At 69.6% G+C, this 26,179-nt stretch carries 27 protein-coding genes and 1 riboswitch; of the genes, 18 read left to right on the forward strand and 9 right to left on the reverse strand.

Annotation, left to right across the window (positions count from 1 at the left end):
- From I6I07_RS04760 to I6I07_RS04790, 7 genes are all read left to right on the forward strand, one after another.
- On the forward strand, positions 1 to 852 hold the full coding sequence (locus tag I6I07_RS04760; protein ID WP_198485819.1) for a copper resistance protein B: 852 nt from the start codon (positions 1 to 3) through the stop codon (positions 850 to 852).
- A gap of 18 nt (positions 853 to 870) precedes the next feature.
- Positions 871 to 1,344, forward strand: a complete 474-nt coding sequence (locus tag I6I07_RS04765; protein ID WP_198485820.1) for a DUF411 domain-containing protein — start codon at positions 871 to 873, stop codon at positions 1,342 to 1,344.
- 136 nt (positions 1,345 to 1,480) lie between these two features.
- The gene (gene serA / locus I6I07_RS04770) at positions 1,481 to 2,680 is read left to right on the forward strand and encodes a phosphoglycerate dehydrogenase (RefSeq protein WP_198485821.1); all 1,200 of its coding nucleotides are present in this window, start codon (positions 1,481 to 1,483) and stop codon (positions 2,678 to 2,680) included.
- A gap of 178 nt (positions 2,681 to 2,858) precedes the next feature.
- Complete coding sequence (locus tag I6I07_RS04775) at positions 2,859 to 3,383, forward strand: sigma-70 family RNA polymerase sigma factor (protein WP_198485822.1); 525 nt, start codon at positions 2,859 to 2,861, stop codon at positions 3,381 to 3,383.
- Between the two features lie 2 nt (positions 3,384 to 3,385).
- Entirely contained in the window at positions 3,386 to 4,390 is a 1,005-nt protein-coding gene (locus I6I07_RS04780) for a FecR domain-containing protein (protein ID WP_198485823.1), read from the forward strand.
- 254 nt (positions 4,391 to 4,644) lie between these two features.
- A complete protein-coding gene (locus I6I07_RS04785) occupies positions 4,645 to 7,029 on the forward strand; it encodes a TonB-dependent receptor (RefSeq protein WP_198485824.1) in 2,385 nt (794 codons plus the stop codon).
- A complete protein-coding gene (locus I6I07_RS04790; RefSeq protein WP_198485825.1) occupies positions 7,029 to 8,204 on the forward strand; it encodes a PepSY-associated TM helix domain-containing protein in 1,176 nt (391 codons plus the stop codon). Before I6I07_RS04785 ends, I6I07_RS04790 begins: the two co-directional genes overlap by 1 nt.
- A gap of 31 nt (positions 8,205 to 8,235) precedes the next feature.
- On the opposite strand, the gene I6I07_RS04795 is transcribed toward I6I07_RS04790, so the two are convergent.
- The gene (locus I6I07_RS04795) at positions 8,236 to 8,832 is read right to left on the reverse strand and encodes an HD domain-containing protein (RefSeq protein WP_198485826.1); all 597 of its coding nucleotides are present in this window, start codon (positions 8,830 to 8,832) and stop codon (positions 8,236 to 8,238) included.
- Between the two features lie 88 nt (positions 8,833 to 8,920).
- Positions 8,921 to 9,796: a LysR substrate-binding domain-containing protein gene (locus I6I07_RS04800; protein ID WP_198485827.1), complete on the reverse strand. Its 876-nt coding sequence runs from the start codon at positions 9,794 to 9,796 to the stop codon at positions 8,921 to 8,923.
- Between the two features lie 141 nt (positions 9,797 to 9,937).
- Here I6I07_RS04800 and I6I07_RS04805 point away from each other — a divergent pair, with 141 nt between their 5' ends.
- From I6I07_RS04805 to I6I07_RS04820, 4 genes are read left to right on the forward strand one after another with little or no spacing between them, the layout of a single operon-like run.
- A complete protein-coding gene (locus tag I6I07_RS04805; RefSeq protein WP_006392614.1) occupies positions 9,938 to 10,369 on the forward strand; it encodes a VOC family protein in 432 nt (143 codons plus the stop codon).
- Between the two features lie 24 nt (positions 10,370 to 10,393).
- Positions 10,394 to 11,128, forward strand: a complete 735-nt coding sequence (gene pxpB / locus I6I07_RS04810; RefSeq protein ID WP_198485828.1) for a 5-oxoprolinase subunit PxpB — start codon at positions 10,394 to 10,396, stop codon at positions 11,126 to 11,128.
- A complete protein-coding gene (locus tag I6I07_RS04815) occupies positions 11,125 to 12,132 on the forward strand; it encodes a biotin-dependent carboxyltransferase family protein (RefSeq protein ID WP_198485829.1) in 1,008 nt (335 codons plus the stop codon). The genes pxpB and I6I07_RS04815 overlap by 4 nt, the downstream gene beginning before the upstream one ends.
- On the forward strand, positions 12,129 to 12,899 hold the full coding sequence (locus I6I07_RS04820; protein WP_198485830.1) for a LamB/YcsF family protein: 771 nt from the start codon (positions 12,129 to 12,131) through the stop codon (positions 12,897 to 12,899). The genes I6I07_RS04815 and I6I07_RS04820 overlap by 4 nt, the downstream gene beginning before the upstream one ends.
- 11 nt (positions 12,900 to 12,910) lie before the next feature.
- Here I6I07_RS04820 and I6I07_RS04825 read toward each other — a convergent pair whose 3' ends face one another.
- Both I6I07_RS04825 and I6I07_RS04830 read right to left on the reverse strand, forming a co-directional pair.
- Positions 12,911 to 13,612, reverse strand: coding sequence for a GntR family transcriptional regulator (locus tag I6I07_RS04825; protein WP_198485831.1), 702 nt, complete (start codon positions 13,610 to 13,612; stop codon positions 12,911 to 12,913).
- A gap of 113 nt (positions 13,613 to 13,725) precedes the next feature.
- Positions 13,726 to 14,364 carry a trimeric intracellular cation channel family protein gene (locus I6I07_RS04830; RefSeq protein WP_054433137.1) on the reverse strand — a complete coding sequence of 213 codons (639 nt, stop codon included), beginning with the start codon at positions 14,362 to 14,364 and terminating at the stop codon, positions 13,726 to 13,728.
- A gap of 268 nt (positions 14,365 to 14,632) precedes the next feature.
- Here I6I07_RS04830 and I6I07_RS04835 point away from each other — a divergent pair, with 268 nt between their 5' ends.
- A complete protein-coding gene (locus I6I07_RS04835) occupies positions 14,633 to 15,502 on the forward strand; it encodes a universal stress protein (RefSeq protein WP_198485832.1) in 870 nt (289 codons plus the stop codon).
- A gap of 37 nt (positions 15,503 to 15,539) precedes the next feature.
- Here I6I07_RS04835 and I6I07_RS04840 read toward each other — a convergent pair whose 3' ends face one another.
- The 4 genes from I6I07_RS04840 to I6I07_RS04855 form a co-directional block, all read right to left on the reverse strand.
- The gene (locus I6I07_RS04840; RefSeq protein WP_232626101.1) at positions 15,540 to 16,820 is read right to left on the reverse strand and encodes a muropeptide transporter; all 1,281 of its coding nucleotides are present in this window, start codon (positions 16,818 to 16,820) and stop codon (positions 15,540 to 15,542) included.
- Between the two features lie 69 nt (positions 16,821 to 16,889).
- Positions 16,890 to 17,504, reverse strand: a complete 615-nt coding sequence (gene metW, locus I6I07_RS04845; protein WP_006392606.1) for a methionine biosynthesis protein MetW — start codon at positions 17,502 to 17,504, stop codon at positions 16,890 to 16,892.
- Positions 17,501 to 18,772 (reverse strand): homoserine O-succinyltransferase MetX, encoded by a 1,272-nt coding sequence (metX, locus tag I6I07_RS04850; RefSeq protein WP_198485833.1) that lies wholly within the window; start codon positions 18,770 to 18,772, stop codon positions 17,501 to 17,503. The genes metW and metX overlap by 4 nt, the downstream gene beginning before the upstream one ends.
- Positions 18,762 to 18,843: riboswitch (SAM riboswitch) on the reverse strand. Its footprint overlaps the gene before it by 11 nt.
- A gap of 91 nt (positions 18,844 to 18,934) precedes the next feature.
- Entirely contained in the window at positions 18,935 to 19,690 is a 756-nt protein-coding gene (locus I6I07_RS04855) for a GntR family transcriptional regulator (protein WP_054433133.1), read from the reverse strand.
- Between the two features lie 181 nt (positions 19,691 to 19,871).
- Between I6I07_RS04855 and I6I07_RS04860 the strand changes: the two genes are divergently transcribed.
- From I6I07_RS04860 to I6I07_RS04885, 6 genes are all read left to right on the forward strand, one after another.
- A complete protein-coding gene (locus I6I07_RS04860; protein WP_054433132.1) occupies positions 19,872 to 20,153 on the forward strand; it encodes a UxaA family hydrolase in 282 nt (93 codons plus the stop codon).
- A 32-nt stretch (positions 20,154 to 20,185) separates the two neighbouring features.
- Positions 20,186 to 21,361 (forward strand): UxaA family hydrolase, encoded by a 1,176-nt coding sequence (locus tag I6I07_RS04865; protein ID WP_054433131.1) that lies wholly within the window; start codon positions 20,186 to 20,188, stop codon positions 21,359 to 21,361.
- 152 nt (positions 21,362 to 21,513) lie between these two features.
- Entirely contained in the window at positions 21,514 to 22,527 is a 1,014-nt protein-coding gene (locus tag I6I07_RS04870; protein WP_198485834.1) for a Bug family tripartite tricarboxylate transporter substrate binding protein, read from the forward strand.
- Between the two features lie 13 nt (positions 22,528 to 22,540).
- Positions 22,541 to 23,476 carry a hydroxyacid dehydrogenase gene (locus I6I07_RS04875; protein ID WP_198485835.1) on the forward strand — a complete coding sequence of 312 codons (936 nt, stop codon included), beginning with the start codon at positions 22,541 to 22,543 and terminating at the stop codon, positions 23,474 to 23,476.
- Between the two features lie 30 nt (positions 23,477 to 23,506).
- A complete protein-coding gene (locus I6I07_RS04880) occupies positions 23,507 to 24,514 on the forward strand; it encodes an Ldh family oxidoreductase (protein ID WP_198485836.1) in 1,008 nt (335 codons plus the stop codon).
- Positions 24,515 to 24,568: 54 nt separating this feature from the next.
- Positions 24,569 to 25,174, forward strand: a complete 606-nt coding sequence (locus I6I07_RS04885) for a hypothetical protein (RefSeq protein ID WP_198485837.1) — start codon at positions 24,569 to 24,571, stop codon at positions 25,172 to 25,174.
- 42 nt (positions 25,175 to 25,216) lie between these two features.
- Here the strand turns inward: I6I07_RS04885 and I6I07_RS04890 are convergent, their stop codons facing one another.
- Positions 25,217 to 26,116: an AEC family transporter gene (locus I6I07_RS04890; RefSeq protein WP_198485838.1), complete on the reverse strand. Its 900-nt coding sequence runs from the start codon at positions 26,114 to 26,116 to the stop codon at positions 25,217 to 25,219.
- Positions 26,117 to 26,179: the final 63 nt, after the last annotated feature.

Below are 26,179 nucleotides of genomic sequence, written 5' to 3' on the forward strand. Positions count from 1 at the left end.
ATGCGCACTTCCCTTCCCCCGTTCCGCCACGCCGCGCTGGCCGCCGCCCTGCTGGCGGGAATGGCCGGCCAGCCGGCCCACGGCCAGGCCATGATCCATGCCGGCATGGATCATGGCTCACCCGCCTCCGCCGCCCCGCCCGTCGGCAGCCTGCCGTCCAGTGACGGCGCCGGCCAGCGCGGCTATGACAGCTATGGCATCCATCCGCACATGATGGACAACGCGGCCTCGTCGCGGCTGCTGTTCGACAAGTTCGGCGGGTCGCGCAACCGCGACGGCCAGAACGCGCTGGAATGGGACGGCCGCTTCTGGTGGGGCACCGCCACCGACCGGCTGGTGGTCAAGAGCGAAGGCGAACGCGAAAGCGGCGGCGGCTCGGACGCCAAGGTCGAAGCATTCTGGAGCCGCGCCATCTCGCCGTTCTGGGACCTGCAACTGGGCGCGCGCCGCGACTTCGGCGCCGGCCCCAAGCGCAACTGGGCCGCGCTCGGCATCGAGGGCGTGCTGCCCTACAACATCGAGTTCGAGACCACCGCCTACGCCGGCCCGTCGGGCCACACCGCGCTGGCCATGAAGGCCGAATACGACCTGCTGCTTACCCAGCGTCTGATTTTCACGCCCGAACTCGAGGCCAGCGCCTACGGCCGCGACGACCCCGAACGCGGCATCGGCTCGGGCCTGTCCAAGGGCTCGCTGTCGCTGCGCCTGCGCTACGAGGTCACGCGTCAGTTCGCCCCCTACATCGGGGTATCCTTCGAACGTAAGTTCGGCCGCACCGCGGACTATGCGTCCGAGGCCGGCCAAGGCCGTTCGCAGGCCGCCTTGCTGGCGGGCGTGCGCTTCTGGTTCTGATCCTTCTCGCGGAGACCCATGAAAAAATCCCTCACCCCCGCCCGCCGCCTGATCCTCGCGGCCGCGCTGTCCCTGCCCCTGTATGCCCCGGTCCTGGCCCTGGCGCAGCCGGCGCCCAAGGTCCAGGTCTGGAAGACGCCCACCTGCGGCTGTTGCGAAGACTGGGTCAAGCACATGCGCGACAACGGCTTCGAGGTCACCACCCACGACGTGCAGGACACCGGCGCGGTGCGCCGCAATGCCGGCATGGCCGACTACGGCTCCTGCCACACGGCCGTGGTGGACGGCTACGCCATCGAGGGCCACGTGCCCGCCAGCGACGTGCGCCGCCTGCTGCTCGAGAAACCCGACGCCGCCGGCCTGGCCGCCCCCGGCATGCCGCTGGGCTCGCCCGGCATGGACGGCCCCGAATACGGCGGCCGCAAGACCCCGCATGATGTCCTGCTGGTGGACAAGCGCGGCGGCGCCAAGGTGTTCCAGGCGTATCGTTGAAACACAGGGCCGGGGTCCTCCCCGGCCACCCGCCTGAAACAATTCATCCCCACCATGGCTATGGGTACCTCTTGCACCGCAGCAAAAATGCGCCACAATAAATAAAACGCATTTCCCACCCCGACCCCTGGCAGTCATGGCACACATCGTCCTGTTCGAGAACATCCACCCGAGCGCCCGCGCCGTCTTCGAAGCCGCCGGCTACACCGACATCGTCACGCACGCCGCGGCCCTGCCGCCGTCGCAGCTGCAGGACGCCCTGCGCGGCGCCCACGTCGCGGGCATCCGTTCTCGTACCCACCTGGATGCCGCCCTGCTGTCCGGCAGCCCCGACCTGCGCGTCGTCGGCTGCTTCTGCATCGGCACCAACCAGGTCGACCTCGACACCGCCATGCAACGCGGCATCCCGGTGTTCAACGCGCCCTTCTCCAACACCCGCTCGGTCGCCGAGCTGGTGCTGGGCGAAGCCATCCTGCTGTTGCGCCGCATCCCCGAGAAGAACGCCCGCGTCCATCTCGGCCACTGGGACAAGAGCGCCGCCGGCGCCTTCGAGACCCGCGGCAAGACCCTCGGCATCGTCGGCTACGGCAACATCGGCTCGCAGATCAGCACCCTGGCCGAAAGCCTCGGCATGCGCGTCATCTACCACGACGTCGAAGCCAAGCTGCCGCTGGGCAACGCCCGCCCGGCCGGCTCGCTCAACGACCTGCTGGAACAGGCCGACGTCGTCACCCTGCACGTGCCCGGCGGCAAGTCCACCGAGAACATCATGAATGCGGAGACGATCGGGCGCATGCGCCGCGGCGCCATCCTCATCAACGCCTCGCGCGGCGCCGTGGTCGACATCGACGCCCTGCACGCCGCGCTCACGTCCGGCCACCTGGCGGGCGCCGCGCTCGACGTGTTCCCGACCGAACCCAAGAGCGCCGACGAACCGCTGGCCAGCCCGCTGATCGGCCTGCCCAACGTCATCCTGACCCCGCACATCGGCGGCAGCACGCAGGAATCGCAAGAGAACATCGGCCGCGAAGTGGCCGAGAAGCTGGTGCGCTTCCTGCAGGCCGGCACCACCAAGGGCGCGGTCAACTTCCCCGAGCTGCCCTACCTGGAGCAGGCCGGCGCCACCCGCATCCTGCACGTGCACCGCAACGCCCCGGGCGCGCTCGGCACGCTGGACAACCTGATGGCGCAGCACGGCCTGAACATCGTCAGCCAGACGCTGCAGACCAAGGGCCAGATCGGCTACGTGATCACCGACGTCGAAGGCCAGGTCGACGACCTGGTCATGACGACGCTGCGCGATCATCCGATCACCGTGCGCTGCGACCGGCTGTAAAAAGCGCTCAAGACAAAAGAAGGCCCGCTCGCGCGGGCCTTTTTTCCTGGGTCGGGGCGGCGGCGCCAGGCAAGCCAGGGTCTGCGGGCATTGCGCGACCTCTCGGACTTCAGTTATAAACGATAACCATTCCTATCCATCTTGAAATAGGCGTCCCTCCCGCGCCTGGGTCCGTCCGATGTCCGCCGCCGATCTCCCCGTGCAGCAAGACCTGCACGCTCTTTACAGCGATCATCACGGCTGGCTGCTGGGATGGCTGCGGCGCCGCCTCGGCAATGCGGCGGATGCCGCCGACCTGGCGCACGACGCCTTCCTGCGCCTGATCGTGCGGCCCGCGCCCGATGGTTTCGCCAGCGCCGGCGCCGCCCGCGCCTACCTGCGCACCATGGCGCAGGGCCTGTGCACCGATCTCTGGCGCCGCCGGCAGGTGGAGCAGGCCTGGCTGGACAGCCTGGCCGCGCAACCCGAAGCCTATGCGCCATCGCCGGAGCACCAGGCGCTGGTCATCGAGACCCTGCTGGAAGTCGGCAAGTGGCTCGGCCGCCTGCCGGACAAAGCCCGCATGGCCTTCATCCAGGCACAGATACACGGGCTGTCCACCCGCGAGATCGCCGACCAGATGAGCGTGTCGCCGCGGATGGTGCAGAAATACCTGGCCCAGGCCATGCTGCATCTGGCGCTGATCGACGCCGGGTTGAACTAGCCATGGCGGCAGCGATCCCGCCGGCCTCGCCTCTTCCGGCCCGGGCGGATTATGAAAGCCTGAAGGTCGCGGCCGAGTGGTACGCGCGCCTGCAGAATGCCGACGCCAGCGCGCAACAACGCCTCGCCTGGCAGCATTGGCTCGACGCGCGGCCCGAACACCGCAGCGCCTGGGCGCACGTCGAGGCCGTGAGCCGCCGCTTCGCCGTGCTGCGCGTGGACGGCGAGCGCGACGCCGCCGAGCAAGCCGTGCAGATCGCCGCCCGGCGGCCTTCCGCGCGCCGCCGGGCGGCGGGCCGCATCCTCGCCCTGGGTGGCGTCGGCGTGCTGGGCTGGCTGGGCTGGCGCTTCACGCCCCTGCCCGCGGTCGTGACCGCCTGGCGATCCGACTACGCCACCGGCATCGGCGAGCAACGCCAACTGGTCCTGGCCGACGACACCCGCGTCTGGCTCAACACCCGCAGCGCCATCAACGTGCGCCTGGACCCGACCCAGCGCCTGGTGACGCTGGCCGGCGGCGAGATCCTGATCGACACCGCCAAGGACGCGCGGCAACGCCCGTTCTTCGTCGACACCCGATTCGGCCGGCTGCAGGCCCTGGGCACCCGCTTCACCGTCAGGCAGGCCGACGACGACATCCTGCTGGCGGTGTACGAGGGCCAGGTGCGGATCCGCACCCTCTCCGGGCAGGAAACGCTGGTACGCAGCGGCGAACAGAAGCGCTACAGCGCCGACGCGATCTCCGAGGCCGTGCCGGCCGATCCGGCCCGCGAGGCCTGGTCCCGCGGCGTGATCCTGGCCGAAAACCTGTCGCTGGGCGAGCTGGTCGCGGAACTGGGGCGCTATCACGTCGGCTACACGGGCGTGGATCCCCGCATCGCCGGCCTGCGCGTGGTGGGCCGCTATCCCGCCAACGACCTGCCGCGCACGCTGGCGATGCTCGAGCGCGAATTGCCGGTCCGCGTCCAGCGCACCTTGCCATGGTGGGTGACGCTCGAACCGAAGTAAGGTCCTCGAAAAAAAATCCAGGCCGAGGTTCGCTTTTCCGCTGCTCGTCCGATTAACAGGGAAAGAGGACCACGCAAACCCGTGCCGCGTCCCGGCCGCCCGGCCCGCCCCGGACAGCCCGACGACGCCCCGCGCGCGCAAGCCGCGGCCCTCTCCTTGCCCATCCCTGCTCCAAGGAAGACCGCTCCATGCGCCGCCCGCAACTCCTCGCCCGTCCCGGGTCGTCCACTCCCTCATCGCCCCGGCCCGTTGCCATGCAGCGCGTGTTGCGCAAGACCGTGCTCGGCGCGCTCCTGATGACCGCGCTGGCCCCGGCGGCCCATGCCCAGGACGCGGCCCGCGCCGTCAGCGCCACCCATGCCTATGACGTGCCCGCGGGCCCGCTGGCGGGCGCCCTGAGCCGCTTTGCCGAGCAGGCCAACATCCTGCTCAGCGTGCCGGCCGACATGACCGCCGGCAAGACCAGCCCCGGCGTGCGCGGCGCCCACAGCGTCGACAGCGCGTTCCGCGCCCTGCTCGCCAACACCGGCCTGGAAGCCGTGCGCCGGGCCGAGGGCGGCTACGCGCTGCGGCCCGCGCCGGCGTCATCCGCCGCCACCACGCTGCCCGCCGTGGTGGTAAGCGGCGCCAGCGCCTCGGCGCTGCCCGAAGCGTACGCGGGCGGCGAAGTGGCGCGCGGCGCGCGCATCGGCCTGCTGGGCAACCGCGACTTCCTGGACACGCCGTTCAGCGCGACGTCGTACACGGCCAAGCTGATCGAAGACCAGCAGGCGCAGAACATCGGCGACGTGCTGGTCAACGATCCCTCGGTCCGCAACACCTATTCGCGCGGCGCGGGTCGCGACGAATTCAACGTGCGCGGCTTCACGCTGTTCAACTACGACGTCGCCTACAACGGCCTGTATGGCATCTCGCCGCGCAACGCCACGTCGCTGATCGGCATCGAACGCGTCGAAGTGCTGCGCGGCCCCAATGCGCTGCTCAATGGCATGGCCCCGTTCGGCTCGATCGGCGGATCCATCAACCTGGTGCCCAAGCGCGCGGGCGACGAACCGCTCAACCGCATGACGCTGTCGTACATCGAGAACAACCAGTTCGGCGCGCAGGCGGATATCGCCCGCCGCTTCGGCGAGGACGATCGCGCCGGGGTGCGGCTGAACGTGCTGCGCAGCGGCGGCGACATGAACATCTCCGGCGCCGGCGAAGACCTGGGCGCCGTCTCGCTCGGCCTGGACTATCGCGGCAACCGCTTTCGCATCGACGGCGACATCAACTACCAGAACCGCGTGACCGATGCCCGCAGCGGCCTGCTGTTCCCGCCTGGCGGCGGCCAGGAAATCGGCCGCGCGCCGGACCCGAAGCGCAACTTCTTCCCCGACTGGACCTACTGGAAGGCCAAGGAATGGAGCGGCGACGTCCGCGCCGAGTATGACCTTTCCGATGACTGGACCGTCTATGGCGCGCTGGGCGCCCGCAAGCACGACTTCGAAAGCCTGCAGACCACCTGGCTGATGCTCGACTCGGCCGGCCGCATCGGATCCGTGCCCGCCCGCCTCAACGAACGGCTGATCAGCAAGACCGGCGAGGTCGGCATCCGCGGCCGCTTCGATACCGGCCCGGTCAGGCACGAGCCGACGCTGTCCGCCAGCTTCCTCGACATCGACTATTCATCGGCGCGGGTGCGCTCGTCCACGGTGTTCTCGAACCTGTACGATCCCGTCGACCTGGCCAAGCCCAACATCGCCAAGCCCACCGACCTGGGCAAGACGAGCGAAACGCGCCTGTACAGCGTGGCGCTGGCCGATACGCTGTCCGTGATGGACGGCGCGGTGCAGTTGACCGCCGGCCTGCGCCAGCAGCGCGTCCAGTCGGTGAACTACAACCCGGCCACCGGCGACCGCACCTCGGACTACGGCAAGTCGGCCGTCACGCCGGCCATCGCGCTCGTGGTCAAGCCGACCCAGCGCCTGTCGCTGTACGGCAACTACATCGAAGGCCTGACCCAGGGCGGCACGGCGCCAGCCGAAGCCGTGAACGCCGGCGAGACCTTCAAGCCCGACGTCTCCAAGCAATACGAGATCGGCGCCAAGTACGACTTCGGCACGGTCGCGGCCACCTTGAGCGCGTTCCAGATCGAGCAGCCCAGCGCCTACGTCGACCCCGATACCCTGCGCTACCTGGCCGACGGCCGGCAGCGCAACCGCGGCGTCGAATTCCTGCTGCAGGGAGAACTGATGCCGCGCGTGCGCCTGCTGGGCGGCGTGGCGTACACCAATGGCGTGCTGACCAAGACCGAAGGCGGCCTGAACGATGGCCGCACCGCCCCGGCGGTGCCGCGCTGGCAGTTCAACGCGGCGGCGGAATGGGACACGCCGTTCGTGCAGGGCCTGACCCTGACCGCACGCATGCTGCGCACCAGCACCCAGTACGTGGACGCGGCCAATACCCAGCAACTGCCCGGCTGGACCCGTTTCGACGTGGGCGCGCGCTACGCCATGAACATCAACCGCACGCCGGTGACGTTGCGGGCGACGGTGGAAAACGTGTTCGACAAGCACTACTGGCAATCCGCCGCGCGCGAAGGGCTGACGGTTGCCGCGCCGCGCACCCTGCTGCTGTCCGTGACCGCGGAATTCTAGTGCGGCCGCAAGCCGGCGCCGCGCCGGGCGCGCGGCAGCCGGCGTCCCCATCGCGGCGCGCGCCGGCGGGGCGCGGCAAGACCTGGTACTGGCTCCACAAATGGTCCAGCCTGGTCTGTACGCTGTTCCTGCTGGTGGTCTGCGTCTCGGGCCTGCCGTTGATCTTCGACGAGGAGATCGTGGCCTGGCTCGACCCCTCGCCGCCCTGGCCGACGCTCGCGCCGGCCACGCCGGCGCCATCGCTCGACGCCATCATCGATGCGGCGCGGGCGCGCCACGGCGAGCACCGGATCGTCGACGTGGAAGTCTTGCGCGATCCGCCCCGCGTCACGCTCGGGCTGGCCCCCGGGCCACAGGCCGCCCCCGGGACGCCGTCGCTGCGCCTGGAGTTCGATGCGCGCGACGGCGCCCCGCGGGCCGCCATCGCCGACTCGGACGAAGGGCTGGGCAGGCGCATCGTGACGCTCATGACGCGCCTGCACATCGATCTCTACGGCGGCCTGCCCGGCCAGTTGTTCCTGGGCGCCATGGCCCTGCTGTTCGCGCTGGCGGTGGTATCCGGGGTCGTGCTGTATCACCCGTACATGAAAAAGCTGCCCTTCGGCACCGTCCGCGGCCACCGCGCGCGCCGCCTGAAATGGCTGGACCTGCACAACCTGCTGGGCATCGTCACCGTGACCTGGGCGCTGATGATGGGCCTGACCGGCGCGCTCCACGAGCTCGCGGTTCCCTTCTTCCGTCATTGGCTGTCGACCGATGTCCAGGCCGCGCTATCGACCGGCCGCGAGCCCTCCCCGGCCGACGTGGCGCCGTGGGTCCCGGTGCAACAGGCCTACGCCACCGCGCGGGCCGCCGTGCCGGGCAGGCAGGTCGAATCGCTGCGCTTTCCCGACGCGGGCCTGGGCCTGCCCCGCCACTATCTGCTGTGGGCCAAAGGCGACACCGCGCTCGGCGCGCACCTGTTCGACGCCGTCCTGGTCGATGCCCCCACGGGCAAGCTGACCGCGGTCCTGGACATGCCCTGGTACCTGCGCGCGCTGCAGTTCTCGCGGCCGCTGCACTATGGCGACACCGCCGGCCTGCCGCTCAAGCTGATCTGGGCGGCGCTCGACCTGGTCATGATCGTGATCCTGGGCAGCGGCCTCTATCTCTGGCGCCGGCGCGCCAGGCCCTAGCGGTCGCGCCCCGGGGCCGTTGTTGCCCGGTTCAACCTTGCGCGCCCGGGGTGGCCGGCGGGCGTCCCGCGAAATGCGCCGCCACCCATCGTTCACAGACCTCCCACAAGCGCGGCGCGCCGCGCTGGATGACCGGGCCGTAGCGGGCCAGCACCTGCTCGTGCGACACGCCGTTCTCGGTCCAGGTGCCGCCGCCCGTGAACACGTTGATCAGCAGCGGCTGGAAGCGATCGAGCGCCTTGGCGAAGCGTGCATCGTCGCTTTCGGCCTGCTCGAATTCGCGCCACAGCGCCAGGAACTCATCGCCCTGCGGCAGCAGGCCGAACAGCCGTTCGGCTGCCCTGTCCTCCTGCTCGGCCTGCCAGGCGGCCGACGAGCCGCCATGGATCGGGAAGTCGCCGACGTCGATCTCGACCACGTCGTGCAGCAGCAGCATGCGCATGACCCGCTGGGTATCGACCGCTCCGCTGGCGTATTCGCTCAGCACCAGCGCGTACAGCGCCAGGTGCCAGGAATGCTCGGCGGAATTCTCCTTGCGGCTGCGGTCCAGCAGCGGCGATTGCCGCACGACGGTCTTGAGCCGGTCGATTTCGCGGAGGAATTCCAGCTGTTTTTCCAATGGGGTCATGCGTGGGCGTCCTGCGTTGGGAGTCGGTCTCGGGCCGGCGGGCCGGCGCTCCCGGGATTTTCCGACAGAAAGCCGGATCCAGCCAGGCTCAGGGCGCCAGCGTGGTGCCCGCCGCCCGCGCCAGGCACTCGGCCATCTTGCCGCCGACGCTGCCGGCGTCGAACGGCAGGCGGCCGATGATGCCGATCTCGCGGTGGAACGCCGCTTCGCCCAGCGACACCAGCCGCAGCCCGTCCAGGTCGAGCCCGCGCAAGCGCGGCAGCAGCGCCACGCCCAGCCCGTGGCGCACCATGTTGGCGATGGCCTCGATCTCGTCGAGCTCCACCGCCTCGTGCACCGTGATGCGCTGCTTCTTCAGGAACAGGTCCACCACGCGCCCGCCGAAGGAGGCGCGGTCGTAGCGGATGAATGGCTGCGCGGCCAGCACCTCGCGCCACGGCGCCGGCGCCATCGCCGCCGGCATCGCCAGCACCACTTCCTCGCGCAGCAGCGGCTGCCAGCCCAGTTCGGGCGGCAGCGTGAACGGCGGCCGGATCAGCAGCGCCATGTCGACCTCGCCCGCGTCGACCTGCCCCAGCAGCGACAGCGACACCCCCGGCACGATCCGCACCCGCACATCGGGATAGCCGGCGCGGAACTCGCCCAATGCGCGCACCAGCAGGTCCTGCTGCACCGAGGCGATGGCGCCGATGCGCAGCGACCCGCTGACGTGCCCGGCGCCGCCCGAGGACGCCATGCGCTCGGCCATGGCCACCAGTTCCTCGGCCTGCGGCAGCATCTCGCGGCCATGGTCGTTCAGCACCGCCGCGCGCGCGCTGCGGTCGAACAGCGCCACGCCCAGGTAGTCCTCCAGGCGCTTGATCTGGGCGCTGACGGCCGACTGGGTCAGGCCCAGCTGGGCCCCCGCCCCGGTGAAGGTGCCGTCGCGCGCCACGGCGATGAAGGTCTTGAATTCTTTGATCACAATCAATATTTTCGATGCTAAGACACAAAAAATATCGTTTTTCAATCAAAAAAACAATTCATAAACTAGCAACTCAGGACACGACCCGATGGTGACGGTCCGCATTCTGAATTACCTTTTCCGCCTTATCCGGAGCTTTTCATGACCGCTCAAACCAACCTGCCGCCGTTCCACCTGGCCTTCCCGGTCCGCGACCTGGCCGAAGCCCGCGCCTTCTACGGCGAAAAGCTGGGCTGTCCGGAGGGCCGCAGCTCGCCCGACTGGATCGACTTCAACTTCTACGGCCACCAGATCGTCGCCCACCTGGCCCCCAGCGAGTGCGGCCACAAGGCCACCAGCGCGGTCGATTCGCATAATGTGCCCGTGCGCCATTTCGGCGCGGTGCTTTCCATGGAACAATGGGAAGCCATGGCCAAGCGCCTGACCGATGCCGGCACCGAGTTCGTCATCGAGCCCTACATCCGCTTCAAGGGCGAAGTCGGCGAACAGGCCACCATGTTCTTCCTGGATCCGTCGGGCAACGCGCTGGAATTCAAGGCGTTCAAGAACATGGATTCGTTGTTCGCCAAGTAATCCGTCTCTACAGGTTTCGTGCCGTTGAACGCTATATCAGACATATCTTCTCCGGCCGAAACCTCCTGGCGCATCCAGCCCCAGGGTGACCGCTGCCTGATCGTCGCTTTCGGCGACCAGATCGACGCCACGATCGGCCGCACCTGTCTGGCGGCGGCGCGCAAGCTGCGCGACGCCGGCCTGCCGGGCGTGACCGACGTGGTGCCATCGTTCGTGGCGGTGGCGGTGCATTACCGGCCCGATGGCCTGGGCAACGGCCCCACCTATGCCGACCTGGCCGAGCGCATCGAAGCGCTGCTGGCCGACGGCATCGCGGCCGACAACGCCGCCGGCCGCGAGGTCGACGTGCCCGTCTGCTACGGCGGCGAACACGGCCCCGACCTGCAGGATGTCGCCAAGGTCGCCGGCCTCACGCCCGACGAAGTCATCGCGCTGCACAGCGGCCCGCGCAGCATGGTGTTCATGCTGGGCTTCGCTCCCGGCCACGCCTACCTGGGCGTGCACGACGAAAAACTGAACCTGCCGCGGCGCGCCTCGCCGCGCACCGCCGTGCCGCCCGGCGCGGTGGCCATCGCCAACCGCCAGACCGTGATCTACCCCAACCGCCTGCCCGGCGGCTGGCACATCATCGGCGCCACGCCGCTGGTCATGTTCGACCCCGCGCGCGAACCCGCCGCGTACCTGCAGCCGGGCGATTCGGTCCGCTTCGTGCCGATCACCCCCGACGAATTCGAGCGCCTGCGGGAGGCCCGGCCGTGAGCGTTGCCGTCATCAAGCCGGGCATGCTGTCCAGCTTCCAGAACCGCGGCCGCGAAGGCTACCAGCACCAGGGCATCCCGGCCGCCGGCGCCATGGACGAACGCGCCCACCGCCTGGCCAACGCGCTCGCCGGCAACAGCGGCGACCCCGCCACGCTCGAGATGACCCTGACCGGCCCCACGCTGCGCTTCGATGCGCCGGCCTGCTTCGCGCTGGCGGGCGCCGACCTGGGCGCCACGCTCAATGGCCAGGAGATCCCGCCGCACCGCCCCCTGATCGCCCGCGCCGGCGACACGCTGGCGTTCGGCGCGCGCCCCGCCAACGGCGTGCGCGCCTACCTGGCGGTGCACGGCGGCTTCGCGCTGACGCCGGTGATGGGCAGCGAAACCACTTACCTGCGCAGCGGCTTCGGCGGCTTCGAGGGCCGCGCGCTGGCCAAGGGTGACCAGGTCGGCCTGCGCCAAACGCTCGACGGCCGCGACCTCGACGCCTTGCAAAAGGCCCTGTGGGACCTGCGCATCTACCTGCCTGGCGCGCTCGGCAACAAGCAACGCGACACCATCCGCTTCCTGCCGGGCATGCAGTGGCAGGAATTCTCCGAAGCCACCCGCCATGCCTTCGGCGGCTCGGAATTCCGCATCAGCCCGCAGTCCGACCGCATGGGCTACCGCCTGCAGGGGCCGGCGCTGTCCATGAGCCAGCCGCGCCAGATGCTGTCCGAGGCGGCCTGCTTCGGCACCGTGCAGGTGCCGTCGGGCGGCGAGGCCATCATTCTCATGGCCGACCGGCAGACCACCGGCGGCTATCCCAAGATCGCGCAGATCGCCACCGTCGACCTGCCCCTGCTGGCGCAATACGCGCCGGGGCGCACGCTGCGTTTTTCCCTGATCGAACTCGACGAGGCGCAACGCCTGGACGGCGAACGCGAACGCGCCTTCACCCAATTGCTGGACGCGCTGGCGCCGCTGCGCGCGCTGCTGGCCCAGACAGGAACCCCATCATGAGCACAAGCATCGACCTGAACTGCGACATGGGCGAAAGCTACGGCGCCTGGAGCATGGGCAACGACGCCGCCGTGCTGGCCTTCGTCAGCTCGGCCAACATCGCCTGCGGTTTTCACGGCGGCGACCCCGCCACCATGCGCAAGACCGTGGCCGCCGCCCTCAAGCAGGGCGTGGCGCTGGGCGCGCATCCCAGCCTGCAGGACCTGGTGGGCTTCGGCCGCCGCGCGATTCCGATCACGCCGGACGAGGCCTACGACATCACGGTCTACCAGATCGGCGCGCTGGCCGGCGTGGCCGCCTCGCAAGGCGCGCGGCTGCATCACGTCAAGGCGCATGGCGCGCTCTACAACATGGCCGCCAAGGACGAGAACCTGGCGCGCGCCATCTGCCAGGCGGTCAAGGACGTGGACGCCTCGCTGGTGCTGTACGGGCTGGCGGGCAGCAAGCTGGTCGACGCCGCGCGCGCCATCGGGCTGGCCGCGGCCAACGAGGTCTTCGCCGACCGCTCCTACCAGGACGACGGCTCGCTCACGCCGCGCACCCGCGCCGGCGCCATGATCGAGGACGTCGACCAGGCGGTGGCGCAGGTCGTGCGCATGGTCCAGGAAGGCAAGGTGCGCTCGGTCGACGGCAAGGACGTGCCGGTGCAGGCCGACACGCTCTGTATCCACGGCGACCAGCCCAATGCGCTGGTGTTCGCCCGCGCCATCCGCGAGGCGCTGGAACGCGCCGGCATCGCCGTGCGCACGCCGTCCGCGCACGCCTGACGGTCGCCGGCTTATGCGCGCCCGTAGCGCGGCGCGGACTCTTCGGCGTCCTGCAGCGACGCCTCGTGGTAAGCCCGCAGGATGCCCGGCAGCACGTCGATCACGTAATTGCGCGTCAGCTCGGCGGCGCGGTCGAAATCGCGCTGGTCCAGCGCCTGCGTGATGCCCTGGGTATAGGCCTGCAGGTTGTTCGAGGCCATGGTCTGCCTGGCCAGCAGGTAGCGCAGCGGCTCGACCTGCTCGTACAGCTTGGTCAGCACGTCCGCCAGCGGCGAATTGCCGGTGAAACGGGCGCCGGCCAGGTAGAACTCGCGCAGCGCCGAGATATAGGCGCGCACGTCGCGCTTGGCGATGGCCGCGGCAATCGCCTCGTCATAGCTGCGCAGTTCGGCCACCAGCGGCGAGATGTCGTCGATCTCGGCGACCTGGCGGATGCAATAGGCTTCCAGTTCCGCGCGCAACTTGTACAGGTGGCGGATCTGGGTCTCGGTGTACAGGGTGACCCGGAAGCCTTTGCGTTGGACGTGCGTCACCAGGCCGCTCAGTTCCAGCAGACGCAGCGCTTCCCGGATGGGACTGCGGCTGGTGCCGAAACGCTGCTCCAGTTCCTGTTCCCGCAATGGCTGCCCGGGCCTGATAGTGCCATCCACTATCAATTCACGAATCTGTTCCTGAAGGAAATACGGAATCGTGGCGGGCGCTTTGACGTCCAATCGGCTCCCCTTGTACTGCGTGATGCAAAGTATTGCGACAGCGACAAGATACTAGAAATTTATTGAAACACAAATAGGAAAATTGTTGCAGGAATGCGGGCTGCGAGGGGGCCTCAGTGCCAATCGTCGCGGTACACGAACTTCGGCATCTGCCAGTTGAAGCGCAGGGCCAGCAGGCGCAGCGCCAGCCCGACCGCCAGCGCGATCGGCACGGCGGCGTTGGCCGGCAGCCCCAGGGCCTGCACGCCCAGGTAGAGCGCCCCGGTCACCACCGACACGCTGGCGTACAGCTCCTTGCGGAACAGCAGCGGCACCTCGTTGCAGAGCACGTCGCGCAGCACACCGCCGGCGCAGCCGGTGATCATGCCGCTGATCAGCACCACCGTGATCGGCAATTGCATCAGCTGCGCCACCTGGCAGCCGATGACCGTGAACGCCACCAGGCCCAGGGCGTCGGCCAGCAGGAACACGCTGCGCAGGCGCCGCATCACCGGGGCGATCAGCGCGGTCAGCAGGGCCGCGCCCGCCGTCATCCACAGGTACTCGGGGTGCACCACCCAGGTCAGCGGATAGTGCCCCAGCAGCACGTCGCGCAGCGAGCCGCCGCCCAGCGCGGTGACGCAGGCGATGATGCACACCCCCATCCAGTCCATGTCGCGCCGACCGGCAGACAGCGCGGCGGTCATGGCTTCGGCCACGATGGCGACCAGGTAGAGCGTGTGCAGCAGGGCGGGCGAAAGATCGTAAAACATGGCGCGGGCGGAAAAAGGGGCGAAGGCCGCCCGGAAATCGGGGAACGGTCGCGGGGAACGGCCGGCGGCAGGCCCCATTGTATTGACGCGGGCGGCGCCCGGCGCGTTGCCGGGCGGCCGCGCTTCCCTTACGCTGGAAGCGCGTTGACATCGGTCAAGCCCCGGTCCGCGCCCTGGCGGGACAATGGGGGTGTGCCCGTAAGGGCGATATCGGCCGGACGGCGGGCTAGCGGGAGTCACCGGCCCGGCCCCATCTCGGGAGAAACGTATGTCGCAACAACCTGGCCCCATCCTTCTGGCCACGGACCTCAGCGCGCGGGGCGATCGCGCCCTGGATCGCGCGCTGCAACTGGCCAAGGAACTCGATACCAAGCTGGTCGTGCTGCACGTCATGGAAAACCACGGCGTGTCGGCGCGCCTGACCACCCCGGTCTGGCGCCGGCTGGCCGCGGACCACAAGTCGGTGGCCGAGCGCGAACTGGCCGAAGACCTGGCCAACGCCGGCATCGCCACCGAAGTCGTGGTGGTCACGGGCGATCCGCTGGTGCGCATCATGGAAACCGCCGACAGCTTCGGCTGCTCGCTGATCATCGCCGGCATCGCCCGCGACGAGACCCTGGGCCGGCTGCTGCTCGGCACCACGGTCGAGAAGCTGGCGCGGCAGGCGCGCCAACCGGTGCTGGTGGTCAAGAACCGGCCGCGCAAGCCGTATCGCGACGTGCTGGTGGCCACCGACTTCTCGGCCGGCTCGCGCCAGGCGCTGCGCGCCGCGCTGCAGCTGGTGCCCAACGCCGACCTGACGCTGTTCCATGCCTACGACGTGCCGTTCCAGGGCAAGAACGTGCCGGACGACGCCGTGACCCGCAGCTTCTATCATGCGGCCGAGCAGAGTTCGCGCGAATTCATCGCCGAGACGCCGGAACTGGCCGACGTGACGCCGCCCAAGGTGGTGCTGGAATGCGGCCAGCCGGAAACGGTGCTGTCGGAATACTCGTTCAACCACCGTTCCGACCTGGTCGTCACCGGCACCCACGGCCGCACCGGCCTGCTGCGCACCGCCATCGGCAGCGTCGCCGAGCGCCTGCTGGAAGCGCTGCCCAGCGACGTACTGATCGTGCGCCTGACCGACGAGGCTTAACGCGCCGCCCTGGCGCCGGACCCGCACGGGCCTGGCGTCAGGCGTCGCCGTCCTGCATCATGGCCTCGATGCGGCCGCGCAGCAGATACAGCAGCAACAGGCCCGGCAGCGCGATGACCACCGTCACCAGGAAGAACCCGGGCCAGCCCAGGTGTTCGACCAATGGCGGCGTCAAGGGCCCGGCCAGATAGGTCCGGCCCACGGCCGACAAGGCGGACAACAGCGCGAACTGCGTGGCCGAGAAGCGCTGGCGGCACAGGGCCATCAAGAGCCCGACGAAGGCCGCCGTGCCCAGGCCGCCGCACAGGTTTTCCAGCCCCACCGCCGCGCCCATCAGCCAGATGCTCTTGGGGCTGACGGCGATCAGCCAGTAGCCCAGGTTGGACACCGCCTGCAGCAGGCCGAACACCATCAGCGACCGGTACAGCGTCCAGCGCGACATGATGAGTCCGCCGGCGAGCGCGCCGACCACGGTCGCGGCCATGCCCATGACCTTGTTGACCGCGCCGACTTCGGTGGGCGTGTAGCCCGCGCCGCGGATCAGGAAGGTAGTCGAGAGCGCGCCGGCAAAGGCGTCGCCCAGCTTGTACAGCACGATCAGCAGCAGCACGGCCACCGCGCCGCGCCGGGTGAAGAACTCCTGCAGGGGCGCCGACACGGCCTCGCCCAGGCTGCGCGGCGGCATGGCCACGTACTCCGGCTCGGGCGCCCACAGCGTCGCCAGCGCGCACAGCAGCATCAGGCCGCCCATCACCACATAGGTATTGCCCCAGCCGATCCACTGGTCGGCCAGGATCAGCGCCAGGCCGCCCGACACGATCATCGCCACCCGGTAGCCCATGACCTTGATAGCCGCGCCCGCGCCGCGCTCTTCCTTGCGCAGCACGTCGGTGCAATAGGCGTCGAAAGCGATGTCCTGGGTCGCGGACAGGAAGGCCACCAGCACCGCCAGCAGGGCCAGCGTCTGCAGCGCCGAGGACGGCGACAGCGTGCCCATGACCATGATCGCCAGTCCCAGCAGCACCTGTGTCACCAGCATCCAGCCCCGGCGCCGGCCCAGCAGCGGCGGCGCATAGCGGTCCACCAGCGGCGCCCACAGGAACTTGAGCGTGTAGGCCGTGCCCACCAGGGTCAGGAAACCGATCTGCTGCAACGGCACGCCGGCCACGGTGGCCCAGGCCTGCAGGGTGCCGCTGGTCAGGGCCAGCGGCAATCCGCTCGCGAATCCCAGGACCAGCAGGGGCGCGACGCGGGGACTGGTGTAGACGTTGGATACAGCGGTAATGACGGTCTCCTGGAACGAGCCGGCGCCGCGCATGGTCATGCGCGGCGGGCTTGCGGCATTTTAGGCGCTGCCGCCCGGGCCGTCAGCCCGCGTTGCAGAATGTCAGGGCGAGGCGAAGCGGTACACCGCCAGGGTGCTGCGCCAGCTCGGGAAGGTCTTGATCTCGCGCCCTTCGTTGAAGGTGGCGCGCTCCAGGATGCGCAGGCCCAGCTCGCCCGCCAGCTGCTCGAAGTCGCGCAGCGTGCACAGGTGGATGTTGGGCGTGTTGTACCACTGGTAGGGCATCTGGCCCGTCACCGGCATGCGCCCGCGCAGGATGGCCCAGCCATGCGGCCAGTAGCCGAAGTTGGGAAACGACACCACGCCGTGGCGCGCCACCCGCGCCATTTCACGCAGGATGTGCTCGGTGCGGTGCATCGACTGCAGCGTCTGCGACAGCACCACGGTGTCGAACTGCTTGTCGTCGAACAGCGCCAGGCCGTCTTCCAGGTTCTGCTGGATCACCTCGACGCCGCGCCGCACGCAGGCGATGACGCAGGTGTCGTCCAGCTCGACGCCCGCGCCGCGCACCTGGCGGTGGTCGCGCAGGTGCGCCAGCAGCGCGCCGTCGCCGCAACCCAGGTCCAGCACGCGGCTGCCGGGCTCGATCCAGCTGGCGATGCGCGCCAGGTCGGGCCGCAGCGCAACGAGGGCCGGACGGGGAGTCACAGGAGTCATGCGGAGCGTCCTTCGGTCTGGGTGGCGCCGGTCAACGCCAGCTCGCGGGCGATGCGCTCGTAATAGCCGCGCACCACGGCATGGTAGCGCGCGTCTTCCAGCAGGAAGGCGTCGTGCCCGTGCGGCGCGTCGATCTCGGCGTAGGTGACCGGGCTGGCGTTCTTGAGCAGGGCGCGCACGATCTCGCGCGAGCGCTCCGGCGGGAAGCGCCAGTCGGTGGTGAACGACACCAGCAGGAAATCGGCCTTGGCCGGCGCCAGCGCGCGCGCCAGATCGCCGCCCGTCTTGCGGGCCGGATCGAAATAATCCAGCGCGCGGGTGATCAGCAGATAGGTGTTGGCGTCGAAATAGCGGGTGAATTTCTCGCCCTGGTAACGCAGGTACGACTCGACCTCGAACTCGACGTCATAGCCGTAGTGGTATGCGCCATCGGCCGCCGGCGCGCGCTGGGCGCGGCCGAATTTCTCGGCCATGTCATCGTCGGACAGATAGGTGATGTGGCCGATCATGCGCGCCACCGACAGGCCGCGGCGCGGCACGGTTTCCTGCGCGTAGTAGTCGCCGCCGTGGAAATCCGGATCGGTGATGATGGCGCGGCGTGCCACCTCGTTGAAGCCGATGTTCTGCGCCGACAGGCGCGGCGTGCTGGCGATGACCACGCAATTGGCCACGCGCTCGGGCAGCGTGATGGCCCAGCTCAGGGCCTGCATGCCGCCCAGCGAGCCGCCCATCACCGCGGCGAAGCGCTCGATGCCGAAGTGGTCCGCGACCCGGGCCTGCGCCTGCACCCAGTCTTCCACCGTCAGCACCGGGAACGCGGCGCCCCAGGGCTTGCCGGTCTCGGGATTGATGCTGGCCGGCCCGGTCGAGCCGAAGCACGAGCCCAGGTTGTTGACACCGATGACGAAGAACACGTTGGTGTCCACCGGCTTGCCGGGGCCCACCATGTTGTCCCACCAGCCGACATCGCTGGGGCTGTCCGCCGCCTGGCCGGCCACGTGATGCGAGGCGTTCAGGGCGTGGCAGATGAGCACGGCATTGCTGCGCGCGGCGTTGAGCGTGCCATAGGTCTCGACCGCCAGCTCGTACGAAGCCAGCGACTGGCCGCTGAGCAAGGCCAGCGGCTCGTCGAAACGCAGGAAGACGGGAGCGACCAGCCCGACGGAACCGGGATCAGCGGCGTCGGACTGAGTGATGGCGGCGGCGGGCAGGGTCGCGAGCGCGGCGCTGGCCGAATCACCGGCCAAATGTTGGGCAGGAGTGGTCATACGGACCTCTTTAGCTGGATTTATTGGAAGGCGCCCGCAAGCGGATCAGGCAAATCGGCGCCGAAAATTGGGTACTGCGGCAGGAATTCTAGCACTGCTTGCGGCCGGGACGGCAAGCGCCCCCGGCGTGGCCGTCGCCCGGCGCAAGCGTCCGGGCGGGCCTCAGGCGCCCGCCTCCCAGGGCTCGTGGCCCAGGTATTCGTAGCGTTCGGTGTTGACGCGCGAGATGCGCCATTCCACCGGCTGGCGGTTGTACGAATACGCCAGGCGGCGGATCTCCAGCAGCGGCCCGCCCTCGGCCACGCCGAGCCAGCGCGCATGGGAACGGTCGGCCAGGCAGGTGCGCAGGCGTTCATCGGTGGCGATGACGTTGACGCCGAACACGTCCTGGTACAGCGCGTACAGCGTGCTGGCGCGTTCGCGCAGGTGCGCCTCGGTCATGCCCGGAAAGCGCGACTCCGGCAGGCAGATGTCGTCGACCATGACCACGTCGCCGTTCAGCGACAGCATGTTGAGGAACTCGAACACGTAGGCGCCTGCGGGCAGCCCCAGCTTGTCGCGCGCCTCGGCCGACGCCTTGACGCGGCGAAAGCGCAGCAGCTCGGTGGCTGGATACGACTTGTGGCCGTCCTGGCGCAGGATGCGGAAGAACTTGAAGAAATGGTGGTTGCGGGTGTGCACCGCGACGTAGGTGCCGCGGCCCTGGTGGCGCACCAGGATGTTCTCGGCGGCCAGTTCGTCGATGGCCTTGCGCAACGTGCCGATCGACACGCCGAACCGTTCGGCCAGGTTCTTTTCCGGGGGAATCGCCTCGCCCTGCTTCCATTCGCCTTGCGCCAGCGCGGCAAGCACGGCCTGCTTGACCTGCTCGTACAAGGGACTGCCCAAAGGCACAGTCGATGACAGGCTGGTGTTCATGGGTGCATCGCAATAAATCAGGGACTCCAGTGTAGCGGCGCGGACCGCCTCGGCTCAAGTCATACAATTCATATATATGATTTAGTTGACATGCGAAAAAGCCCGCCCTAAGATTTGCCGGACGTTGTAATCCGAAGCGCCCGCGGCACTCCGCCGCACGCTCACCCTGGAGAGAAAGACGATGATTCACGCCGTATTGCACGATGCCAAGGACACGGTGGCGGTCGCCGTGGTGGAGGGCCTGACCGCCGGAACGGAACTCAATGCCTGGATCATGGACGAGGACAAGATCGTCCACGTGCGGGCTTCGCAGGACATCCCCATCGGCCACAAGGTCGCGATCAAGGACATGGCCGTGGGCGACACGGTCTTCAAGTACGGCGTGGACATCGGCCGCGTGGTCGCGCCGATCCAGGCCGGCCAGCACGCCCACGTGCACAACATCAAGACCAAGCGCTGGTAAGTCGCGTCCCCTCGCCCACACAGGAAACCATCATGTCCGTCATCAATGCTCAGACCACCTTCCAGGGCTACCGCCGCGACAACGGCCGGGTCGGCGTGCGCAACCACGTCATCGTCCTGCCCGTGGACGACATCTCCAACGCCGCGGCCGAGGCCGTCGCCAACAACATCAAGGGCACGCTGGCCCTGCCCCACCCCTACGGCCGCCTGCAATTCGGCGAAGACCTGGAGCTGCACTTCCGCACCCTCATCGGCACCGGCTGCAATCCCAACGTCGCCGCGGTGGTGGTGATCGGCATCGAGGAAGGCTGGACCAAGCGCGTGGTCGACGGCATCGCCGCCACCGGCAAGCCGGTCATGGGCTTCAGCATCGAGCTGCACGGCGACCACGACACCATCATGCGGGCCTCGCGCTGCGCCAAGGAATTCGTGCACTACGCCACCGCGCTCACCCGCAGCACGTGTCCGATCTCGGACCTGTGGGTCTCGACCAAGTGCGGCGAGTCCGACACCACCTCGGGCTGTGGCGCCAACCCGACCGTGGGCAACGCCTTCGACAAGCTCTACGCGCTGGGCTCGACCCTGGTGTTCGGCGAGACCTCGGAACTGACCGGCGGCGAACACATCGTGGCCGAGCGCTGCGCCAACGACGCCGTGCGCGAGCGTTTCATGTTCATGTTCGACCGCTACCAGGCCATGATCGACCGCTGGAAGACCAGCGACCTGTCCGAATCGCAGCCGACCAAGGGCAACATCGCCGGCGGCCTGACCACCATCGAGGAAAAGGCGCTGGGCAACATCCAGAAGATCGGCAAGCAGTGCCGCGTCGACGGCGTCATCGACAAGGCCGAGATCCCCGACGGGCCGGGCCTGTGGTTCATGGACTCGTCCTCGGCCGCGGCCGAGATGGTGACGCTGTGCGCGGCCTCCGGCTACGCGGTGCACTTCTTCCCCACCGGCCAGGGCAACGTCATCGGCAACCCGATCCTGCCGGTCATCAAGATCTGCGCCAACCCGCGCACCGTGCGGACCATGTCGGAACACATCGACGTCGACACCAGCGCCCTGCTGCAACGCGAGATCGACCTGAACCAGGCCGGCGACAAGCTGCTCGAATGCATGCTCGCCACCGCCAACGGCCGCTGGACCGCGGCCGAGGCCCTGGGCCACCGCGAGTTCGTCCTGACCCGCATCTTCGAAAGCGCCTGACGGCGCCCGGCCGGCGCGCCGCGCGCGCCGGCCGCCCCGCGCAGTTCCTCGCAGCACACACGCACAAAAGCATGCAGACCCGGGCGCAAGCCGCCACGGCAGCACAGGCGTAAGCATTCCTACCCGGGCGCCACCCCCAAGGAGGAAGACAGATGAATCGCGAGCAACATCCCCAAATCGACGACGCGCAGCGCCGGCGCGTGCTCGGCGCGCTGGGCGCCGCCGGCCTCTGTGCCCTGGCCCCCTGGCAACAGGCCCTGGCGCAGAAGCGCGTCTGGCCGGAACGGCCGATCAACTACGTCGTGCCCTTCCCGCCCGGCGGCCTGACCGACGTGGCCGCGCGCCAGGTCGGCAAGGCGCTGAGCGACGCCGAACGCTGGAACATCGTGGTCGAGAACCGCCCCGGCGGCAGCGCCAACATCGGCGCGGCCCACGTGTCGCATGCCGCGCCCGACGGCTACACCTGGCTGGCCATCACGCTCTCGCACGCGGCCAACGCCACGCTGTTCGCCGGCAAGGCCGGCTACGACCTGACCCGCGACCTGACGCCGGTGGCGGGGCTGGCGTCCTCGCCCATCATGGTGGTGGTCAACGCCAAGAGCCCCATCAAGACCATGGACGACCTGGCCCGCGCGGCCGCCGCCAGGCCGCTGGCGGCCGGCTCCAGCGGCAACGGCACGCCGCCGCACCTGACGCTGGCGCTTTACCAGAAGCTGACCGGCGCGCCGCTGATGCACGTGCCCTACAAGGGCGGCGCGCCCTCGCTGACCGATCTCATCGGTGGCCACCTGGACGTGGTGTTCTCGAACTACCCCGAGTCGCTGTCGCACGTGAAGAACGGCTCGCTGCGGGCGCTGGCCATCACCACCCGCGAGCGCAGCGCCGACCTGCCCGACGTGCCCACGGTGGCGCAGGCCGGCCTGCCCGACCTGATCGTGGAGAACTTCACCGGCGTGATGGCGCCCGCCAGCACGCCGCCGGAACTGGTGCAGCGCATCGGCGACGCCATCGTCAAGCAGGTGTCGCAGCCGGCCATGCAGCAGGCGCTGCTGCAGCTGGGCTTCGTGCCGCAGCCGCGCGGGCCGGCGGAATTCGGCGGCTACCTGCGGTCCGAGGTCGATCGCTGGGCCAAGATCATCCGCGACGCCAACATCCAGATCGCCTGAAGCCGGAGACCCCATGCACGTGCTTATCTCGGAGTTCATGGACGCCCCGGCGGTCGACGCCCTGCGGCAACGTTTCGACGTGCGCTACGCCCCCGACCTGGTCGAACAGCGCGACGACCTGCTGCGCGCCGCCGGCCAGGCCGACGCCCTCATCGTGCGCAACCGCAGCCAGGTCGACGCCGCCCTGCTGGCGGCCGCGCCGCGGCTGCGGGCGGTCGGCCGGCTGGGCGTCGGGCTGGACAACATCGACCTGCCAGGCTGCGCCGCGCGCGGCATCCAAGTGGTGCCGGCCACCGGCGCCAATGCCCGCGCGGTGGCCGAGTACGTCATCGGCGCCCTGCTCGTGCTGCTGCGCGGCGCCTATGCCGCCAGCGCCACCGTGGCGGACGGCCAATGGCCCCGCGCCGCGTTGTCGCAGGGGCTGGAGGCGCACGGCCGCACGCTGGGCGTGGTGGGATTCGGCGGCATCGGCCAGTTGACCGCGCGGCTGGCGGCCGGCCTGGGCATGCGCATCGTCGCCTGCGACGCGGCCCTGCCGGCGGCGCATCCGGCCTGGGCCGAGTGCGGCGCCACGCGGCTGGAACTGGACGACCTGCTGGCCCAGGCCGACGCCGTCACCCTGCATGTGCCGCTGACCGCCGGCACCCGCCACCTGCTGGACGCCGCCCGCATCGGCGCCATGCGGGCGGGCGCGGTGCTGGTGAATACCTCGCGCGGCGGCATCGTCGATGAGGCCGCCCTGGCGGCGGCGCTGCGCGCGGGCCATCTGCGCGGCGCCGCGCTGGACGTATTCGAACAGGAGCCGCTGCCCGCCGGCGGCGCCCTGGCCGGCGCCCCCAACCTGATCCTGACCCCACATATCGCCGGCCTGACGCAGGAAGCCAACACCCGCGTTTCCGACATGGTGGCCGCCGGTGTGACAATAGCGCTTACCGGCGGCGCCCAATGAAACGCGGCGCGCCTCGCTGACAGGAAGGATATGGCTCACATCTATCTGGACGAACTTCAACACCTGGCCGCGGCCAGCCTGGCCGCCGCGGGCGCCAACCCGGCCATGGCCGACAGCACCGCGCGCGCGCTGGTCTTCGCCGAAAGCCAGGGGCTCAGCTCCCACGGCCTGTCGCGGGTGCCGTTCTACGCCGGCCACCTGCGCGCCGGCCGCGCCCTCGGCAGCGCCGTGCCGCGCATCGTGCACGAGCGCGGCGGCGCCGCGCTGATCGATGCCGGCTCGGGCCTGGCGTTTCCGGCCTGCGCACTGGCGGTAGCCGAAGCCGGCCGCCGCGCCCGCGAACACGGCGTGGCCTTCATCGGCGTGGCCAACAGCCATCATTTCGGCGAAGCCGGCTACCACCTGGAAGCCCTGGCCGACGCCGGCCTGGTGGCGCTGGCGCTGAGCAACTCGCCCGCGGCCATGCCGGCCTGGGGCGGAAAGCGTCCGCTATTTGGCACCAACCCCATCGCCGCCGTGTTCCCGCGTCGCGGCGGCGGCCGCATCGTCATCGACCTGTCGCTGTCGCAGGTGGCGCGCGGCAAGCTCATGATCGCCGCGCGCGACAACCAGCCGATCCCGCTGGGCTGGGCGCTGGATGCCGACGGCCAGCCCACCACCGATCCCAAGGCCGGCCTGGCGGGCAGCATGCTGCCCGCCGGCGGCGTCAAGGGCGCGATGCTGGCGCTGATCATCGAACTGCTGGCCTGCGCCCTGACCGGCTCCCACTTCGGCTTCGAGACCGAATCGTTCTTCGTCGACGAAGGCGGCCCGGCGCGCCTGGGCCAGGCCTTCATGGCCATCGACCCCGGCGCGCTGGCCGGCAATGAGGCCTACCTCGAACGCGTCGAGACGCTGGTGGACGCCATGCTGGAAGACGACGGCGTGCGCCTGCCCGGCGACCGCCGCCGCAAGCTGCGCGACGAGGCGATCAAGCACGGGGTGGAAATTCCCGAGGCGCTGATGGCGCAGTTGCGCGCCATGTCGGGCGCGGCGTGATTCCCAACCCGCCCCCTGCGCACCGCGCGCGCTGACAGCGGGCGCGCCCCTGCCATGAACCAGGATGCACTGGCCGGCCTCTATGCCGGCGGCGCCACCCGGCCGACGGCCGACACCTTGGCGGGCGCGGGCCTGGATCCGCGGGCCTGCGCCTGGCTGCTCGCCCCCGGCCTTCCGGTGCGGCCCGACCCGGCCCTGGCCCTGGTCGAATTCTTGCCGCCCTTCGTGCACGCATCGGCGGATGGCACGGCGCTGGTGATCGCGCGCGAACCGTGGGCCGACGCGCTATGGCTGGCGGTCGCGCCCGACGGCCGTGTCGTGACCGCCGGCGAAGGCGCGCCGATGTTCATCAATACGCGGGTCGAGCACTTTCTGCACTTCCTCGCGGCCCTGCAACGGTTCCAGGCCGAGGCCAGCCGCCAGGATTCCAGTCCGCGCGTCTACACCCAGTCCGAGATGCAGGCCCGGCTCGACGCCCTGCGCCGCGGTGAATTCGCGCGACGAACCAAACCCGCGGCGGCGTCCGCCTCCATGGCGTTCGATCGTCCCGCCGCGCTGGGCCTGCTCACGCGGGCCTGGCAACGGCACGATGCCGCCGCCCTGCAGCCCGGTGGCTGGTGGCGCCGCATCCTCGAACAGCTCCGCGACGGGCTGCTGTAGTCGCGGCATGCGCCGCGGATCGGACGACGGCTGGCACGCGGACTACGCCCCCGCGTGGCTGAACCAGAGCATCAGCGGCGCCAGCAGCAGGAACACCACCGTCGACACCAGCACCGCGCCGGCGGCCGTGTCGCCCATCTCGGTGTAGCGCTTGGCGTACATGTAGCTGACCACCGCGCAGGGCATGGCCATCTGCAGCGTCAGCGCCCCGGCCAGCACCGGTTCCAGGTCGAGGACCCAGACGATCGCCAGGCCCGCGGCCAACCCCGTCACCAGGCGCATCGCCGCCACCTTGGCGCCATCGCGCAGGCCATTGGCCGGGATCAGCGCCAGCGCGTGCCCCAGGCTCAGCAGCATCAGCGGCACCGTCACCGCGCCCAGCATGCGGGCGGTCTCGATCAGCCAGGCCGGCACCGGGATGTGCAGCATGCGCATGGCGACGGCCACCACCGAGGCCAGCAGGATCGGGCTTTTCCAGCTGCCCTTGGTGTTGACGCCAGGCAGCAGCCGCACCGCGATGGTGTGCATGACGAAGGAGTTGACGGCGAAGAACGCCACCGCCACCGACAGGCCGGCGTCGCCGAACGCCAGTTGCGAGATCGGCAGGCCCAGGTTGCCGGCATTGGGCAGGAACGCCGTCGGCAGCAGCGTGCGCACCGGCAGCCGGCCCAGCTTGAGCAGCAGGGCGCAGACCAGCGCGCACAGCAGCAGCGCCAGCAGCGTGGCGGCCGCCACGTCGGCCAGCGCGCGGTCGTCCAGGTGGGTGGTGACGAAGGTATGGAACACCAGCGCCGGCGTGGTCACGGACGTGACCAGGGTGGTGATGAAGGCGCCGCCGAACGGCAGGTCGCGCTTGCCCCAGAAGACGCCGATGCCGACGCACGACAACAGCGGCAACATCAGCACGATGGCCGACAAATAGAACTGCGCGATGGCCAGCATCCGTTTATTCCGTCAGAGATTCAAAGGGTGATACGCAAGGGCATCGTCGCTTGTCCACGGCCG

It is taken from the genome of Achromobacter deleyi (assembly GCF_016127315.1).
Taxonomy (GTDB): Bacteria; Pseudomonadota; Gammaproteobacteria; order Burkholderiales; family Burkholderiaceae_B; genus Achromobacter; species Achromobacter insuavis_A.